We start from the raw sequence: 18,147 nt of genomic DNA on the forward strand, positions 1-18,147 counted from the left end.
ATGTTTACTTCATTTTTAATTCGTTTGCAATCGGTTCTTTTAACTGATCGATGTCTCCTGCGCCGGCAGTAATCAGTAATGGGATATCTTTTGATCTTAAATATTCCACTACTTCTTCTTTCGGTATTATTTTTACAGGTACTGTCATTTTTGCTGCAATCATTTCGCTGCTAACCCCTTCAATAGGCAGTTCACGTGCCGGGTAGATAGGAAGCAGTATTACTTCGTCTGCCAGAGAAAGACTTTCCGCAAAACCATCTGCCAGATCACGGGTACGGGTAAATAAATGTGGTTGGAAAACAACTGTACATTTTTTACCGGGGAATAATGCTTTTGCACTGGTAATGAGTGCGCGCAATTCTTCCGGATGGTGTGCATAATCATCGATATATACCTGTCGATCATTTTTTACCACGTATTCAAACCTGCGTTTGATTCCTTTGAAATTAGCGATGGCAGATCTTATCTTATCAGCATCTATTCCCAGCAGGTGTGCTACTGTGATAGCTGCAACTGCATTTTCCACGTTGTGCATTCCGCCAATGTGCATGGAAATGTTGTCGATCATCCAATCCTGCTGCATTACATCAAACTCATATCCGCCATTGAGCATGCGGATATTGGCAGCGTAGGCATTGGCAGCATCGTTTTGTAAACTGTACAACAACTTGTTTGTTGCATTGAGCTCGCTATTCCGATGCAGGCCGAACCTAGCAATCAGCGTGCCATTGGGCTTAATATTGTGTGTATACTGAATAAAAGCGTCTTCCATTGCTTCCGGTGTGCCGTATATATCGAGGTGATCTGCATCCATGGCAGTTAACACCGCTACATCCGGACTTAATTTCAGGAAAGAGCGGTCATATTCATCTGCTTCAATTACAGCTACTTGTTTGTCGCTGCTCCAGAAATTTTTATTATAGTTCACGCTGATACCACCCAGGAAAGCATTACAGCCATACCCACTGTCGGTGAGCAGGTGTGCGATCATAGTAGAAACGGTTGTTTTACCATGTGTACCCGCTACCGTGATGGCAAACAATGAACGTGTAATTTCCTGCAATACATCACTGCGCTTTACCACTTCATAGCCATTATCCCTGAACCACTGCAACTCTGTATGAGCGGCTGGTATTGCCGGTGTATATACCACCAGGTTAGCTTGTTTATCTGCTGCGTTAATATCGTCTGTGTAATGGATTTGCATACCCTCTGCTTCCAGCTGCTTTGTAAGCGCTGTGGAAGTACGGTCATAACCGCTTACCTGCACTCCTTTTTCATTGAAAAAGCGTGCGATGGCGCTCATGCCAATACCACCGATACCGATGAAATAAACCCTTTGTATGTTATTCAAATCCATATATGCTGCTAAATCGCTAAATAATTTCCAATACCTGTTTTGCAATAACCATATCAGCGTTGGGATTACCCAGTTTACCAATATGATTTTCCAGCTGTTCCATCAGCGCCTTGTTTTGCAGGAGGCTGAACAACACGCTGCTTAATTGTGACTTTACTTCTTCGTCCTTAATGATTAAACCTGCCTGTTTGTTTACCAGGTTCATCGCATTGGAAGTTTGATGATCTTCCGCTGCAAAAGGATAAGGCACAAATATCACGGGCTTTTTCACGACACATAATTCTGCAATGGCCAATGCACCTGCCCTCGATAATACTACGTCTGCTGCTTTGTAGGCAAAATCCATCACGTTAATGAAGTCGTATACTTTTATGTGCGACTCATACGGTGCGGCAGCTGTTTTAGCGGTTTCATAATACGGCTTTCCGGTTTGCCAGATCAGCTGTATGTCTTTATCCGCTATCATTTTCAGCAAGGGTTGTAAGCCCTCGTTAATGGATTTAGCGCCTAAGCTACCGCCTACTGCAAAGATGGTTTGTTTATCAGTGCGCAAGCCAAAATGATGCAGGGCATCTTCTCTTGTTACGGCTGATTGCGAAATGTTGTTTCTGACAGGGTTACCGGTCATCACCAGTTTGTCTGCCGGAAAAAATTTCTCCATTCCATCGTATGCTACACAAATCTTCTTCGCCTTCTTACCTAATATTTTATTCGTTTTACCTGCAAAGGAATTTTGTTCCTGTATCAGGGTAGGAATACCATTTTTCTGCGCCCTGTTCAGCATCGGGAAGCTGGCGTATCCGCCCACACCTACTACTGCATCGGGTTGAAAGTTTTTCAGGATAGCCTTTGCCCGGCGCAAACTTTTCCAGATTTTATAAGGCAGCAATATATTTTTGAAGATATTACTGCGATTAAATCCTGCGATTTCCAATCCTTCAATTGGATAGCCTGCCTGTGGCACCTTCTCCATTTCCATTTTTCCGGTGGCACCTACAAATAGTATGTTGATGTCCGGCTGCAATTTTTTCAACGCATTCGCGATCGCTATCGCGGGGAAGATATGTCCCCCGGTACCGCCGCCTGCTATGATCACTTTGCGTTGCATATTATTATACTAATTACGATTGATGCTATATAAATACGTATTAAGCGACTGCAGCGTTTTCTGTACTCGCCATTACTCTTTCCAAACGTTCTTTTTCCGCCTGCTTTCCTTCCATTTCTTCCACATTTCTGGATACACTGAGGATAATTCCGATTGCCATACTGGTAAATAAAACAGAAGATCCGCCCATACTCACCAGTGGCAGGGTAACCCCTGTAACCGGGAACAGCTGCACATTTACAGCCATATTAGTCAACGCCTGTATCACCAGTGTAACGCTGAGCCCTACTGCCAGGAATGCACCAAAGGCATACGGACATCTTTTATAGATCCTGATACTTCTCAGTAATAAGATCATGTAAGCTGCCAGTATCAGGAAGGCGCCAAACATGCCATATTCTTCAATAATCGTTGCATAGATATAATCAGAATAGGCGTGCGGCAGGAAGTTACGTTGCGTACTATTGCCGGGTCCTTTACCTAAAATGCCGCCACCTGCGATAGCGATGTTGGCTTGTTGTACCTGGTAAGGCATATCTGTATGATCTCCATGCATGAAGTTGTCGATACGCTTTTCCCAAGTTTTGGTACGCATTTCCATGCTCGTCAGTTTGGCGACCATGAAAAGTAATACTACCAATACCGCGCCTGCAGCCACCATAGAAGCGAGGAACCTTAGAGGTACCCTGCCGATAAAACAGAGCAACATGCAGCTCGCGCCCAATAGTAGCGCCGTACTCATGTTGGCTGGCATGATCAATGCGCAGATGATGCCTACCGGTATAATGATCGGCAAAAAGCCTTTTTTGAAATCAGTGATCAGGTTTTGCCGCCTGGATAATTGCCTACTTACATACATGAAGATGGCTAATTTGGCTACATCCGATGTCTGGAAGGTGAGGTTAATGATAGGTAAACTGATCCACCTGCTGGCATCATTTAAATGCCGGCCGAAGGCCAGTGTATATACGAGTAACGGTATGGATACCAGGAAGCCTATCTGCGCCACGCGGGAATAAATAGTATAGTTCACGCGGTGTGCAAAGTAAATGATCACCAGGCCCATTACCAGTACGGTGAGCTGCTTCAGGAGATAATACTCCGTATGGCCGCCCCTTTCGCGGTAAGCGAGCGAGCCGGTAGCACTATATACAGCGAGCAGGCTTACCAGCGATAGAAAAAATACTATCGTCCAGATAACCTTATCGCCTTTTGTTCTATAGAGCAATCCGATCATTTTTAGCTTTTAGGTTTTAGCAGTTAGGTTTTAGCTTTCCTGCTTTTTGTTGTTAATTTCTGGTTTGATCCATTTATTCAGTAACTGTTACAATGCTTTTACTTCATCCTTAAATTTCCGGCCTCTGTCTTCATAATTTTTGAAGAGATCAAAACTGGCACATGCGGGAGACAGTAAAACAATATCTCCTTTGGTGGCCTGTTTAAACGCTTCCTGCACTGCATCATGCATACTGGTAGTATTGATCATGACCGGTGTATCTTTTGATAACGCAGCAAAGATGGGAGTGTTGTCTACCCCCAGGCAAACTATAGCCTTTACCTTTTCTTTTATCAGATCCCGGATGGCATCGTAGTCGTTGCCTTTATCCACACCGCCCATGATCAGGACAATGGGTTTATCAAAACTTTCCAGTGCAAACCAAACGGAGTTTACATTGGTAGCTTTGCTATCATTAATAAAATCGATTCCTCTTACGCTCGTCACATATTCCATCCGGTGTTCGAGGCTTTCAAACGAAGTAAGACTCTCGCGGATTTTCTCATTTCTAATATCCATGGTTCTGCCTGCAATTGCTGCTGCCATCGAATTATAAAGATTATGTTTTCCCTTTAGTGACAGGTCATACATGGACATGATAACCGGATCTCCGTTGACATCGATGTTCAACTGGTCGTTGGCAATAAAGCCGCCTTCTTTCAGTGGTTTCATGATGGTAAAAGGTATTGATGCTGAATAAATGGGTTGCTGCGCTAAATGTCGCATGATCTCAGGATCATCCATGCAGTAGATGAAGTAGTCTTCCGCTGTCTGGTTCATGGCGATTCTGAATTTGGAGGCTACGTAATTTTCCATTTTGTAATCGTAGCGATCCAGATGATCAGGCGTAATGTTCAGCAGGATGGCCACATTGGGTTTGAAGTCCTTAATGTCATCCAGCTGGAAGCTGCTGATTTCAATCACATAATACTCCGCTGGTGCGGTTGCCACCTGCCTTGCATAGCTGATACCAATATTTCCCACCATCGCCACATTCAATCCTGCGTTTTTGAAGATGTGGTAGGTGAGGGCCGTAGTGGTGCTTTTGCCGTTGCTGCCGGTGATGGCAATGATCTTTTTACCTGTCGAGAAACGGTAGGCCAGCTCTATTTCAGAAATCACGGGTATGCCTTTTTCGCGTACCTTTTTCATCAACTCCGACTTTTCAGGGATACCAGGGCTTTTTACAATTTCGTTGGCCTCCAGTATAACGTCCCAGGAATGATGTCCTTCTTCAAAAGAGATCTGGTTTACCGCCAGTTCCTGTTTATAATTATCTTTTATTGTTCCTCCATCAGACACAAATACATCATACCCCTGCTGTTTTCCCAGCAAGGCTGCTCCTATACCACTTTCTCCGGCTCCTAATATGATGAGTTTATGTTCCATTTCGTTTAGTCTTCGTTGTTAGTTTAAGTATTATCTCATTTTCAGTGTTGCAATAGCTACTACCACACACATGATGGTAATGATCCAGAAGCGCACTGATATTTTGCTTTCGTGATAACCTATCTTCTGGTAATGGTGATGCAATGGTGACATTTTCAGTATGCGTCTGCCTTCGCCATATTTTTTCTTCGTGTATTTGAAGTAGGATACCTGTAACATCACAGATAACAGTTCTACCAGGAATACACCACAGAAGATGGGTATCAGTAATTCTTTTCTTACAATAATGGCCAGAGATGCAATGATACCGCCCAGTGCCAGACTTCCTGTATCGCCCATAAACACCTGTGCCGGATAAGCATTATACCAGAGGAATCCGATGCAGGCGCCTACAAAAGCAGCAATGAATATGGACAACTCTCCCAGGTTAGGGATATACATGATGTTCAGGTATTCCGCAAACTGAATATTACCAGATACATAGGCGAAAATACCCAGGCCTACACCAATGATCCCTGAAACCCCTGTTGCCAGGCCATCCAGCCCATCTGTCAGATTAGCACCGTTGGATACAGCAGTAATAATGAAGATGACGATCAGTATATAGAGTATGAACGTATATTTTTCTGCTCCGGGAATCCAGGAGATCAGTTTTGAATAATTGAACTCATGATTCTTTACAAAAGGAATAGTGGTGATGGGCGTTTTAACATCCACGAACCTGTGTCCATCACGGGTTACACGCTCGGGATGGTTGGTGATCTGCCTTTCATAAGGTGCCAGTTTCTTTGCACCCATTACTTCACGGGACACTACTACATCGTTGTTGAAGTAAAGCGTACAACCAACAATCAGGCCCAGTCCTACCTGCCCCATGATTTTAAATCTTCCGGCCAGTCCTTCTTTATTCTTTTTAAATACTTTGATATAATCATCCAGGAACCCGATCAAACCTAACCATACAGTGGATAATAAGATCAGCCAGATATATACATTCGCGATTTGTGCAAAGAGTAACGTGGGTATAACGATCGCCGAAAGGATGATCAGTCCACCCATTGTCGGAGTTCCTTTTTTGGTATTTTCACCGGAAAGGCCCAGTTCACGAATGGTTTCACCGATTTGTTTACGTTGTAAAAACCTAATAATCCTTTTACCGAACAGCAATGAAATAACCAGCGATAGCAGTAATGCCATCGTTACACGGAAAGTGATATACTGAAACATACCACCGCCGATGACGCTGATCTTAAATTCTGTTTTCAGGTAATTTAAAAAATAATATAACATATGTTTTAGTCGTAACCAGTCCTCCGCTGTTCGGGAGACAGGCTTTTAAGTCATTGGATTATTAAGTATCTCGTTTCAGTTTTAATTTTATTTGTCCATCAGCTTCATCATCTCGAGCAGCACTTCTTTATCATCGAAGTGATGTTTCACTCCTTTGATTTCCTGGTATTTTTCATGTCCTTTACCGGCTACGAGAATGATGTCTTCTCTGTTAGCCAGGGAGAGTGCTGTTTTAATAGCTTCTTTCCTGTCGGTAATGGAAATGACTTTTCTTTTCAGATGAACGGGAACACCAGCTTCCATTTCATGAATAATCGCCACTGGATCTTCCGAGCGGGGATTATCAGATGTCAGGATAACGCGGTCACTGTTTTCAACGGCCACATCTCCCATGATAGGGCGTTTGGTGGTGTCTCTGTCGCCACCACAACCTACCACGGTGATCACCTGTTCGTTGCCTTTCCGCAGATTTTTGATGGTTGCCAGTACATTTTTTAATGCATCCGGTGTATGTGCGTAATCTACTATAGCAATGATTTGTTCTTTGTCTGAAATGATATAGTCAAACCTGCCTTCTGCGCCTTGTGTGTCGCTGAGTGCCTGTAAGACTTTCGCTTTATCTATGCCTAACAGTACCGCGGCGCCATAAACAGCCAACAGGTTATAGGCGTTGAATTCACCTATCAGACGGAAATGTACTTCTGTATCACCTACCAGCATTACGAGTCCTGTCAGATTATTTTCCAGGATCTTTCCTTTGAAATCAGCCAGGGTGCGGAGGCTATAGGTTGCCTTTTTTGCTTTGGTATTTTGCAGCATCACGGTACCTCTTTTATCATCGAGATTGGTGATGGCAAATGCACCTGCCGGGAGATTGTCAAAGAATGATTTTTTCACCCGGATATATTCATCAAAAGTTTTGTGATAGTCCAGGTGATCATGGGTAATATTACTGAAGATGCCCCCCGCGAATTTTAATCCTGCAATACGTTGCTGGTGGATGGCATGAGAACTTACTTCCATAAACACATACAGGCAACCGTCGTCTACCATCTGTGCCAGCAGGGCATTGAGGCTGATAGGATCAGGTGTAGTATGTGTGGCTGGTATAACGGTATCGCCTATCTGATTTTGTACCGTAGATAATAGTCCACAGTGATATCCCAGTTTGGTAAACAATCGGAACAACAGGGTAGCGATGGTGGTTTTCCCATTTGTACCAGTTACCCCTACCAGTTGTATTTTATGAGAGGGGTTATCATAGAAGTTACCCGCCATGATACCAGTGCTGTTAGCGCTGTTGCTTACCTGTATATAGCATACATTTTCAGATAATTGTTCTGGTAATGTTTCACAGATCACTGCTACAGCTCCCAGCCCGATGGCTTTTTCAATGTATATGTGTCCGTCCACATGTACTCCTTTCACCGCAATGAAAGCATCTCCGGCTCCGATGGACCTGGAGTCGGTTGTCAGGGCGTTGATGGTAATATCCGTATTACCATGCACCGCCAGGATGCTTACATTATACAATATGTCGCGCAGCGTCTTCATCTAACTCAGTTCTATTACGATTGTTTGTTCGTTTCCTATTTTAGTTCCGCCGGGGAGTGATTGAACTTTCACTTTTCCGGCGCCTTTTACTACTACCCGCAGGCCTGCGTTTTCGAGCAGGTACAGTGCGTCTTTCAATCCCATTCCAGTTACGTCCGGTACGGCGCCTTTTGTTTGCGCTACGGCCTGGAAGGCAATTTTACGATCTGTTACCCTGGCACTTACCCAGCTGTTGTTGGCTGGAGCAGTGCCTATTGGCAGTTGCAGGGTACCCAGGATTTGTTTCCATTCGCTGCCTTTTCCATTTTTCAGGGACAGCAGGGTATCCAGTTGCATTGTAGCCTGCATTGGTTTTTGTCTTTCCACTGCAATGGCATACAGTTTATCTGCCACTTCCCTAAACACGGGACCCGCAACGTTTGCACCGTAAAAGCGCAAAGCATGCGGTTTGTTTTTTATGACTACCACACAGGTATACTGTGGATCATTTGCCGGGAAATAGCCAGCAAATGACGACTGGTAGATTTTGTCTGCATATCCACGGTTGCCGTTTGCCACGAGTGCAGTACCTGTCTTCGCCGCGAAGTTGTAATAAGGAGTACGCAATTTCTTAGCGGTACCCTCTATTGGCACACCTTCCAACATCGCCTGTACCTGTTTAAGTGTGCTTCGGGAACAGATGCTATCCAACACTACAGTAGGCTCAAATTGTTTTACTACCTGGCCATATTCCTGAATGGAATTGACGAGGTAGGGTTTCATCATTTTACCGTTGTTAGCTACAGCATTGTATAACATGCAGGTTTGCAACGGGCTGATAAGCACTTCATATCCAAATGCCATCCATGGCAGGGAAGTATTGCTCCATGTTTTGGAGGCAGTGGTTTTAATCACTGGTCTTCCTTCGCCTATCAGGTCGATACCGGTAATTTGGTCGAGCCGTAATTTTTTCAAATGGGCGACAAAGTTATTCGGTTGCCGGTTATAGAACTGGTAGGCCAGTTTAGCCATTCCCACATTGGAACTGAGTTCGAATGCGTGTTTCACGGTTACATTCTGTGGGCCGGGATGCGGTTCGGAATCGAATACCGTTCTGCGTCCTACCTGCCAGTGTCCACCATCCATATTTACCATGCTATTCATGGTGGCGTATTTATCTTCCAGCACTGAGATAATGGTAGCCAGTTTAAAAGTGGAACCGGGTTCCGCTACCTGCAGTGCATAGTTCATATCTTCCCAGTAGCCGTTGCCATCGGGTTGTTTACCGAGGTTGGCAATGGCTTTTATTTTACCTGTTTTTACTTCCATGAGTATACAGGTACCGTGATCTGCTTCATTTTGCACCATCATATTCATGAGGGCTGTTTCCACGATATCCTGCATGTTTACATCGATGGTAGTAACTACATCGCGTCCATTTTCGGGTTCGATGTCGTAGCCATCCACGGGAACATAGGTACCTCCGGCAATGCGGCGCATCAGTCTTTTACCGGTAACGCCTTTCAGGTATTCGTTGTAGGTTCTTTCGATACCTACACTTTGAGAGTTTTCGCGGGCGAGCCCGATGGTTCTGTTAGCCAGCAGTTTAAATGGGTTGATACGCTTACTTTTAGATTCAGCGATCATACCGCCTTTGTTTTTGCCGAGGCGAAACATGGGGAAGCTGCGTAATTCCTGGTATTGATTAAAGGGTACGTCTCTTTTTAATAAGAAGTAGCGGTCCTTTGATTTATATCCTTCCTGCAGTAATTGTTTGTAGGCGATTTTGCTGCGATCAGCGAAAACTTCAGACAATTTGTAGGAGAGGGAGTCCAGGTTTTCCTTGAATATTTTTCCGTTTTTGTCGCGGAGGCCATCTGCGGCAAAATCTATACGGATGTCGAAATAAGGAATAGAGGTAGACAGCATTCTGCCTTCCTCGGAGTAGATGGTGCCTCTTTCTGCGTCCAGGGCAACGTATCCGGTATGGAGACTATCGGCCATGCTGCGCCAGTAGTTTCCCTGTACGTTCTGGATATAGAATACTTTCACCAGAATGGCCACGCCAAACAACATCATGCCGATCAGGCACAAATACACTCTCCACAATATGTCCTTTTTTACATCCACTTATTCATTTTATTAGCTTTTAGCCATTAGCTTTCAGCTTTTAGATTATGTTTTTGTCAGCGTTTAGCGATAAGCTATCAGCTGTTAGTTTATATTGCTTTAGCGATTAGTTTTTACATGAATGCCCTAAGTCGTGGTGACTGAGGGCTGAAAGCTAAAAGCCAAAGGCTAAATAGATACCTGACACTGGCTGCATTTGTATTTGAGATGCTTGCCATTGATTTGATTTACCAGCATCCCCGACCTGAGTTCAAGTCAGGCGGGCAGCGTCAGGCATCAGTGATAAATTCATTTTTCTGTATCCTTTTTCAGCACAATCTTTTGTGGAGGGGAGCTGAGTTGTTTAAGTCCCAGCGGCTCTACAGATTTACTGACTTCACTCATTTTGCTTCGAAACATGAGCTCACTTTTCACGTTGATGTACTCCCACTTCAGCTCTTTTATTTCTTTGCCAAGTTTGTTTATACGTCGGATTTTTTTTTCGGCGAGGTGACTGTTAGCAATATAGATCAGGGCCAGGAAAGCCAAAAAGCCGATAAAGGGCATGTTTTGCACCAACGCTCTGTAGTTGATGCGCAAACGCCATTCTTTTCGTTGTTCCGGAGGAATGTTGTTTTCTTCAGCCGGAATATCCTGGTTTGTTTCTATAGTTTCTTCCTGCAACACGCTCTATGCCTTTTTTTAAAATTGACAATATAAACCTGAACGCAAATCAAACAGATGTGTATAGGATAGGGTAGGATGTGGTGAGCGGTTTAATGCCGCGTCACGCTTGTTTTTCGGCCACCCGCAGTTTTGCACTTCTGGATCTTCCATTAAGCTTCAATTCTGCATCGCTGGCGGTAACCGGTTTTTTTGTGATTAATCTGAACAATTTAGGGGGTGTTTCTTTCGCAAACGGATCTTCGGGTGCTTCTTCAAAACTTCCTGTCTTCATAAAATTTTTCACCATCCTGTCTTCCAGCGAGTGGAAAGTAATGACGGCGAGTCTGCCTCCCGGTTTGAGTACGTTGGTAGCTTGCTCCAGTAAATCTTTCAGAGCGCCCAGTTCATCGTTAACGGCTATACGCAATGCCTGGAAAACCTGTGCCAGGTATTTTTGCGGGTTGCCTTTTACGATGGGCTGGATCACGGATTTGAAGTCAGTGATGGTGCGCATGGGGTGTGTTTTGCGCTGCTTTACAATTGTTTGTGCGAGGGTTTTGGCGTTGGTTACTTCTCCGTATTCCTGGAAAATCAGTTGTAACCGTGCTTCGCCCCAAGTAGCCAGCAATTGTGCGGCAGTAAATTCGGTTCTCGTATCCATTCGCATGTCCAGATCGCCATCGAAGCGAGTGCTGAATCCTCTTTCTGCTGTATCAAACTGGTGCGATGAAACGCCCAGATCTGCCAGTACCCCGTCTACCTGTTCTGCTTTATGTAATTTCAGAAAGCGTTGCAGATGACGGAAATTTTGTTGTACAAAGGTTACGCGTTCGTCTATGATCCTGTTTCGGTAAGCATCTTCATCCTGATCAAATACTATCAGTCGTCCTTTTTCACCCAGTTTCTCCAGTATGGCTTTCGAATGTCCTCCGCCTCCAAACGTGGCATCTACATAAATCCCTTCCGGGTTTATTTGTAATAGCTCCGTTGTTTCCTGCAGCAGAACGGGTAAATGATATTGTTGTTCGCCCATATGCTCCCCTCTTTAAATTGAAATGTTGTTATCTCCTCCTCCCATTACCTGTTGTGCCAGATCACTGAACGCTCCTGGTGAGAAATTTTCAAAGAACTCCTGGTATTTACCTTTATCCCAGATCTCGATTTTATTGGATGCTGCTGCCAGCACAATATCTTTTTCCAGATTAGCGTAGGAGAGCAGGTTTTTTGGTACCAGCAGTCTTCCTGCACTGTCTAACTCCAGAATGGTGGCTCCGTTTAGAAAGTACCGCCTGAATTCCCTTACTTTTGGGTCAAAGTCATTCAACTTGCTGATACGCTCAAAAATTGGCTGCCATTCGTTCATGGGATACAGGGACAAGCATTTTTCAAACCCTCGGTTAATCACAAACTGTCCTCCGGCCCCGTCTGATAACTGCTTTTTAAATCCAGCAGGTAAAAGAAAGCGTCCTTTTGCGTCCAGCGTCGATTCATATTCACCGAGAAATCCTGTCATACCATGGGGCAAAGTCCTTGAAAATCCATTTTCTAACACAAAATAACACTTTTTCCCACTTTTTAACGAAAAAATACTTTATAAATTTTTTCCACAGATGGGATCGCCTGCATAGGAGGCCCTTTGCTACCATTTATTCACTGATTGTGTGCATTGCAAAAGAATGTATGTGGATAATGTGTTGATAATAGCGACAGAGATGTTTATATTCTGTAAATCGCCTATCCTGCCTATCGTTCCTGAAAGTGATGTCGGGTGGGAAAATAGGGTGTTTTAATATTTATGCGTATGCTTTTTTTCTAATTTGAAACTTTTTTCGCTCATTTTTTATGTCAAAAAGGCAATTTTCCACACCCGGGTGGGAAAATTGTCAGCAACTCAGGTGGTGGTGGAAAACACCGCTTTCGACGATTTAATTCCCTCTTTTGCAAAATTTTAACAGCAATCAAAATCTCTCTGCCTTACATTTACATTTAATTCTTAATTTTGCCACTCTTTTATGCGGAAATTTTTATTGTACATCAGTGTTCTTGCGGTTATCGTATCTACCTCCTGTAATAACCAATTACGGAGAATAGAGAAAAGCAACAACTTTGAAAAGAAGTTGGACTACGCCAACCAGTTGTTCCAGAAGAAAAAATACAATACGGCGATAACACTCTACACTGACCTCGTACAGGTGTATAAGGGTACTGAGAAGTTTGAGCCTATGTATTATAATTTCGCATACTGCTCTTATTACGTGAAGGACTATGTTCAGGCGGCATTCCAGTTTAAGAATTACCTGGATCTGTTCCCTAACAGCCCCAGAGCAGTGGAAATTGACTATATGCAGGCCTATTGCTATTACAAGCAGTCGCCTAAAGTGTCACTGGATCAGACCAATACCATGAAGGCCATTGCTGCCATGCAAACCTTCATCAATAACTATCCAACCGCTGATAAAGTGTCGGAAGCCAACCTGGTCATAGAGTTGTGCCGTCGCAAGCTGGAAAAGAAAGAATTCTCCAGCGCCGAATTATACTATAACCTGGGCTTTTTCAAARCAGCCGGTATTGCCTTCAAAAACCTGATGCGCAACTATCCGGACTCTGATAAAAGCGATGGATACAAAGTAATGGCCATCAGAGCTTATTATAATTATGCTAAAAACAGTATTCCGGAGAGACAAAAGGAGCGCTACGCCACCGTTTTGGACGAATACCTGGACTTCGCGGATCACTACCCGAACAGCAAATTGAAGCTCGATGCCGAAAAATTTTATACCTTAGCGCAAAACAACATTAAAACACTGGATAATGAGCAAATTAAAGCGAAGTCTAACCAGTAGCCTTAATCCCTGGGTAGAAACCAAAAATACTACCGATATTAAGAACAGAACTGGTAATTTATATGAGTCTATTGCCGTGATAGCCAAACGCGCCAATCAGATCAATATTTCCGTGAAAGAGGAGCTCCATTCCAAACTGGAAGAGTTTGCCAGTCATACTGACAACCTCGAGGAAGTACACGAAAACAAGGAGCAGATTGAGATTTCCCGTTTTTACGAAAGACTGGCAAATCCGGCTATCCAGGCCACCCAGGAATTCCTGGACAGCAAAATTTATTTCCGCAAGAACGACGACGATTTGTTTAGCTAATCCGCCACACATTATTTTGTGAGGTTCGCGATTGCGAAAAATAAAAATATTAATTTCATGGCGGCAGAATGATTTCTGCCGCTTTTGTTTTTATATATGTCCATGGACGCTATTAAGATGCTACAAGGAAAGAAGATCCTGCTGGGGGTTTCCGGCAGCATTGCCGCCTATAAGGCGGCAACCCTGATCCGCCTGCTGGTAAAGGAAGGCGCTGAAGTAAAGGTGATTATGACACCTGCCGCTGCCGATTTCATTACCCCCCTCACCCTCGCCACTCTCTCCAGAAACGAGGTGCCGATGAATATCAGTGATCATAGCAGCTGGAATAACCATGTCGTGCTGGGCCGCTGGGCGGATGTGATGGTGATAGCCCCCGCTTCAGCCAACACCATCGCCAAAATGGCCCAGGGCCTTTGCGATAACCTGTTGCTGGCGGTATACCTTTCTGCTACCTGCCCGGTCATATTTGCCCCGGCCATGGATGAAGATATGTGGCATCACCCGGCTACCCGCGGTAATGTAGATAAACTTATCTCCTACGGTCATCAGCAAATACCCATCGCCTCCGGTGAACTTGCCAGCGGCCTGTTTGGTGAAGGCCGGATGGCGGAACCTGAGCAAATAGTCGCCTGGCTGCAACAACATCTGCCGAAGGCAAGCAATAACAACAAGCCCTTAAGGGGTAAAACGGTTATCGTTACAGCCGGACCTACCATCGAGCATATTGACCCGGTGCGCTATATCAGCAACCATTCCAGCGGTAAAATGGGAATCGCCATTGCAGAAGCCCTCGCAGATGCCGGCGCTAATGTACAGCTGGTACTGGGACCTACCTCCCAGCAAACCACCCATAACGGCGTAACCACCATCCGCGTGCAAACCGCCCAGGAAATGTTTGACCAGGTAACAGCCCGCTATCCCAATGCTGCGATTGTAGTGGCGGCCGCCGCAGTGGCAGACTACCGTCCTGCAAACGTGGCAGATAAGAAGATTAAGAAAGGGGAGGCACAATTACATATAGATCTCGAAAAAACACCCGATATACTCCGCTCACTGGGCGACCAGAAAGGACCACAGCAATTGCTGATAGGCTTCTCCCTGGAAACAAACAATGAAAAGGAATATGCCCTCAAAAAGCTACGGGAAAAGCACCTGGACATGATTGTAATGAACTCACTCGCAGACGCAGGCGCCGGGTTTAACTATGATACCAACAAAGTAACGCTGTTTGATAAAAACGGGAAAGAAACCAGTTTTCCGCTGAAATCAAAACAAGCCGTGGCACAGGATATTGTTTCCGCTATAATCGAATTGCAACATGCATAACCGTTTCCCGTTCCTCCTGCTGATGGCAGGCGCATTTGTATTATTCTGCTGCCGCCCCGTTCAGGCCCAGGAAATCAGAGCCAACGTATCTGTAGTGGCCGGCCAGGTACAGGGGGTAGATAAGAAAATATTTACTACCCTGCAAAATTCCATCCGGGAATTCCTCAATAATCGCCACTGGGCCAACGATGCCTTTACACCGGCGGAGCGGATAGAATGTAATTTTTTGCTCAATGTAACCGGTACCTCCGGGGCCGATAGTTATAAGGCTACCCTGACCATACAGGCCACCAGACCGGTTTATAACAGCAGTTATGTTACCAGTCTGCTGAATATCCAGGATAATAATGTGGTATTCCGCTATGTTGAATTTCAGCAACTGGAATACAGCGATACCCGCATAGTAGGCAACGATCCGCTGGCATCCAATCTCACGGCCATTCTTGCGTATTATGTAAATGTGATCCTGGGACTGGATTACGATTCTTTTTCACCACGTGGCGGCGATGTGTACTTCAAAAAAGCACTCAACATTGTCAATAATGCCCCGGATGGAAAGGATATCTCTGGCTGGAAAGCCTTTGAAGGGAACCGTAACCGCTACTGGCTGCAGGATAACCTCCTGAACGCGAAATTTCTGCAGTTCCATGATGTGATGTATCAGTATCACCGTCAGGGACTAGACGTGATGTATGATGATGTGAACAAAGGCCGCGCAACCATCCTGAATTGTCTGAATATGCTGTTTTCCATTCACCAGGACATTCCCAACTCCATGCTGATGCAAACATTTTTCAGCGCCAAAGGGGATGAACTGCAGAAGCTATTTTCCAAGGCAATGCCGCAGGAGCGAAGCCGTGCCGCTGAGCTACTGTCCCAGATGGACGTACCCAATGCACAGAAATATCAACAGATGAAGTAACAGCCATTGGCTTTTAGCAGTTAGCTGTCAGGTAAATCCTTCGCACTAAACTAAAAGCTGATAGCTAAAAGCTAATAGCTATAATGAATAACGTAATGATGAAATCCACCACCCTGGCTTTGTTAGTATTGTTTTTGTTCGCCTGTGGTGATGGTGATAATGTACCATCTAAATATCTGTCCAAGGAGAAAATGACCAGTATCCTGGAAGATATGTCTATTGCCGATGCTTACAGTAATGAGCAACAATTGTCACTCACCTATTCTCCGAATTATGATTCCGTAAGACAGGAAAAAGTAAAGATCTATTACAAACAGATACTGGATGTCCATAAAGTGACTGTAAAGGAATTTATGGAGAGTTATAAATATTATGAAAGTCATCCCAGCAGGTTAAAAGAAGTGATGCAAATGGTGCAGACAGATATCGCTGCCAAGAAACAGCGACTGGGTAACCCGATAGAAGAAAACGCACCCCTGCGCTTTCGTGTAAAGAGTCTTTTCCCGTATGCAGACAGCGTGCTGTTGTTGCCGAAGGCCGATACCATCCGGCCGTTTGTTAAGCGGCAGCCTTAATCTATAAAACACCAAAACATGAACAAAGTAGTAGCTAATGCCGACGAAGCCTTACAAGATATCCGGGATGGGGCGGTGCTGATGCTGGGAGGGTTTGGTTTGTGTGGGATTCCGGAAAATTGTATTACCGCCCTGGTAAAAAAAGGGGTGAAAAATCTTACCTGTATTTCCAATAATGCCGGGGTAGATGATTTTGGTCTGGGACTGTTGTTAAAAACACGGCAGATCAGGAAAATGATGTCTTCCTATGTAGGTGAAAATGCAGAATTTGAGAGACAGTTATTGGCGGGAGAACTGGAAGTAGACCTGATTCCACAAGGTACACTGGCCACCCGTATCCAGATGGCCGGAATGGGTATTCCTGCTTTTTTTACACCTGCCGGATACGGTACAGAAATCGCTGAAGGCAAAGAAGTCCGTGAATTCAATGGAAAACCTCACCTGATGGAACTGGCACTGCACGCAGATTATGCCATTGTAAAGGCATGGAAAGGTGATACCATGGGTAACCTGGTATTCCGCAAAACCACGCGGAATTTCAGCACTTCTATGGCTAGGGCAGGGAATATTACCATTGTAGAAGTGGAACACCTGGTGCAACCGGGAGAGCTGGACCCTGACCAGATCCACGTGCCGGGCATTTATGTGCACCGCATTTTCCAGGGTAGTAATTATGAAAAACGGATTGAACGCAAGACTGTAAAGATCTAGTTCATCAAATTCTCCACTCTTCAAATCTGATTTTATGTCGCTCGACAAATATGGCATTGCCAAAAGAATAGCGCAGGAACTGCAGGATGGTATGTATGTGAACCTGGGTATTGGTATTCCTACATTGGTATCCAACTATATCCCGGCAGGTGTTTCCATTATGCTGCAGTCTGAAAATGGGATATTGGGTATGGGCCCTTATCCGGCAGCGGAAGATATTGATGCTGATATGATCAATGCCGGTAAAGAAACCGTTACCTTACTGGCTGGCGGTAGCTTTTTCGATTCTGCGGAGAGCTTTGGTATGATCCGCGCCGGTAAAGTAGACCTCACCGTGCTCGGGGCTATGGAAGTTTCTGATAAAGGTGATATCGCCAACTGGAAGATTCCAGGTAAAATGGTGAAAGGAATGGGAGGCGCGATGGATCTCGTAGCTTCTGCCCGGAATATCATCGTGGCTATGATGCATACCAATCCCAAAGGAGAAAGTAAACTGCTGCCGCAATGTACACTCCCGCTTACAGGTGTTAATTGTGTGAAGAAGATAGTAACAGAGCTGGCTGTGATGGAAGTTACTCCAGAAGGATTTAAGTTGCTGGAACGTGCACCAGGTGTAAGCGTAGAAGAAATCCGTTCCAAAACTGCCGGTAAGTTGATTGTAGAAGGTGAAATTCCGGAGATGAATATCTAACCGGATAATTTACGTATATACGTTCCCGTGCCCTGCCT

17 protein-coding genes are annotated in these 18,147 nt (G+C 44.7%); 7 read left to right on the forward strand and 10 right to left on the reverse strand.

What is annotated here, in order from left to right:
• Positions 1–4: 4 nt before the first annotated feature.
• The 10 genes from murC to mraZ all read right to left on the reverse strand — a co-directional run bounded on the left by murC (position 5) and on the right by mraZ (position 12,244).
• Positions 5–1,360, reverse strand: a complete 1,356-nt coding sequence (gene murC, locus AB4Z08_RS10165) for a UDP-N-acetylmuramate--L-alanine ligase (protein ID WP_441573617.1) — start codon at positions 1,358–1,360, stop codon at positions 5–7.
• Positions 1,361–1,376: 16 nt separating this feature from the next.
• Entirely contained in the window at positions 1,377–2,468 is a 1,092-nt protein-coding gene (murG, locus tag AB4Z08_RS10170; RefSeq protein WP_441573618.1) for an undecaprenyldiphospho-muramoylpentapeptide beta-N-acetylglucosaminyltransferase, read from the reverse strand.
• Positions 2,469–2,508: 40 nt separating this feature from the next.
• Positions 2,509–3,705 carry an FtsW/RodA/SpoVE family cell cycle protein gene (locus tag AB4Z08_RS10175; protein ID WP_441573619.1) on the reverse strand — a complete coding sequence of 399 codons (1,197 nt, stop codon included), beginning with the start codon at positions 3,703–3,705 and terminating at the stop codon, positions 2,509–2,511.
• Between the two features lie 87 nt (positions 3,706–3,792).
• On the reverse strand, positions 3,793–5,133 hold the full coding sequence (gene murD, locus AB4Z08_RS10180) for a UDP-N-acetylmuramoyl-L-alanine--D-glutamate ligase (RefSeq protein WP_441573620.1): 1,341 nt from the start codon (positions 5,131–5,133) through the stop codon (positions 3,793–3,795).
• A 30-nt stretch (positions 5,134–5,163) separates the two neighbouring features.
• Positions 5,164–6,423, reverse strand: coding sequence for a phospho-N-acetylmuramoyl-pentapeptide-transferase (gene mraY, locus AB4Z08_RS10185; RefSeq protein ID WP_441573621.1), 1,260 nt, complete (start codon positions 6,421–6,423; stop codon positions 5,164–5,166).
• Positions 6,424–6,510: 87 nt separating this feature from the next.
• Complete coding sequence (locus AB4Z08_RS10190; RefSeq protein ID WP_441573622.1) at positions 6,511–7,977, reverse strand: UDP-N-acetylmuramoyl-L-alanyl-D-glutamate--2,6-diaminopimelate ligase; 1,467 nt, start codon at positions 7,975–7,977, stop codon at positions 6,511–6,513.
• The gene (locus AB4Z08_RS10195; RefSeq protein WP_441573623.1) at positions 7,978–10,086 is read right to left on the reverse strand and encodes a penicillin-binding protein; all 2,109 of its coding nucleotides are present in this window, start codon (positions 10,084–10,086) and stop codon (positions 7,978–7,980) included.
• A 288-nt stretch (positions 10,087–10,374) separates the two neighbouring features.
• On the reverse strand, positions 10,375–10,752 hold the full coding sequence (locus AB4Z08_RS10200; protein WP_441573624.1) for an FtsL-like putative cell division protein: 378 nt from the start codon (positions 10,750–10,752) through the stop codon (positions 10,375–10,377).
• Between the two features lie 100 nt (positions 10,753–10,852).
• Positions 10,853–11,764 carry a 16S rRNA (cytosine(1402)-N(4))-methyltransferase RsmH gene (gene rsmH, locus AB4Z08_RS10205; RefSeq protein ID WP_441573625.1) on the reverse strand — a complete coding sequence of 304 codons (912 nt, stop codon included), beginning with the start codon at positions 11,762–11,764 and terminating at the stop codon, positions 10,853–10,855.
• Positions 11,765–11,776: 12 nt separating this feature from the next.
• On the reverse strand, positions 11,777–12,244 hold the full coding sequence (gene mraZ, locus AB4Z08_RS10210) for a division/cell wall cluster transcriptional repressor MraZ (RefSeq protein WP_106527296.1): 468 nt from the start codon (positions 12,242–12,244) through the stop codon (positions 11,777–11,779).
• Positions 12,245–12,743: 499 nt separating this feature from the next.
• Between mraZ and AB4Z08_RS10215 the strand changes: the two genes are divergently transcribed.
• From AB4Z08_RS10215 to AB4Z08_RS10245, 7 genes are all read left to right on the forward strand, one after another.
• Positions 12,744–13,574 (forward strand): outer membrane protein assembly factor BamD, encoded by an 831-nt coding sequence (locus AB4Z08_RS10215; RefSeq protein ID WP_441573626.1) that lies wholly within the window; start codon positions 12,744–12,746, stop codon positions 13,572–13,574.
• Entirely contained in the window at positions 13,543–13,884 is a 342-nt protein-coding gene (locus AB4Z08_RS10220) for a DNA-directed RNA polymerase subunit omega (RefSeq protein WP_079469388.1), read from the forward strand. The genes AB4Z08_RS10215 and AB4Z08_RS10220 overlap by 32 nt, the downstream gene beginning before the upstream one ends.
• 102 nt (positions 13,885–13,986) lie before the next feature.
• Positions 13,987–15,210, forward strand: coding sequence for a bifunctional phosphopantothenoylcysteine decarboxylase/phosphopantothenate--cysteine ligase CoaBC (coaBC, locus tag AB4Z08_RS10225; RefSeq protein WP_441573627.1), 1,224 nt, complete (start codon positions 13,987–13,989; stop codon positions 15,208–15,210).
• Entirely contained in the window at positions 15,203–16,132 is a 930-nt protein-coding gene (locus AB4Z08_RS10230; protein WP_441573628.1) for a DUF4835 family protein, read from the forward strand. Before coaBC ends, AB4Z08_RS10230 begins: the two co-directional genes overlap by 8 nt.
• 83 nt (positions 16,133–16,215) lie before the next feature.
• Entirely contained in the window at positions 16,216–16,707 is a 492-nt protein-coding gene (locus AB4Z08_RS10235) for a DUF4296 domain-containing protein (protein WP_441573629.1), read from the forward strand.
• An 18-nt stretch (positions 16,708–16,725) separates the two neighbouring features.
• Complete coding sequence (locus AB4Z08_RS10240; protein WP_441573630.1) at positions 16,726–17,418, forward strand: CoA transferase subunit A; 693 nt, start codon at positions 16,726–16,728, stop codon at positions 17,416–17,418.
• A gap of 34 nt (positions 17,419–17,452) precedes the next feature.
• Entirely contained in the window at positions 17,453–18,109 is a 657-nt protein-coding gene (locus AB4Z08_RS10245; protein WP_441573631.1) for a 3-oxoacid CoA-transferase subunit B, read from the forward strand.
• Positions 18,110–18,147: the final 38 nt, after the last annotated feature.

It is taken from the genome of Chitinophaga sp. RAB17, assembly GCF_052114225.1.
GTDB lineage: Bacteria > Bacteroidota > Bacteroidia > Chitinophagales > Chitinophagaceae > Chitinophaga.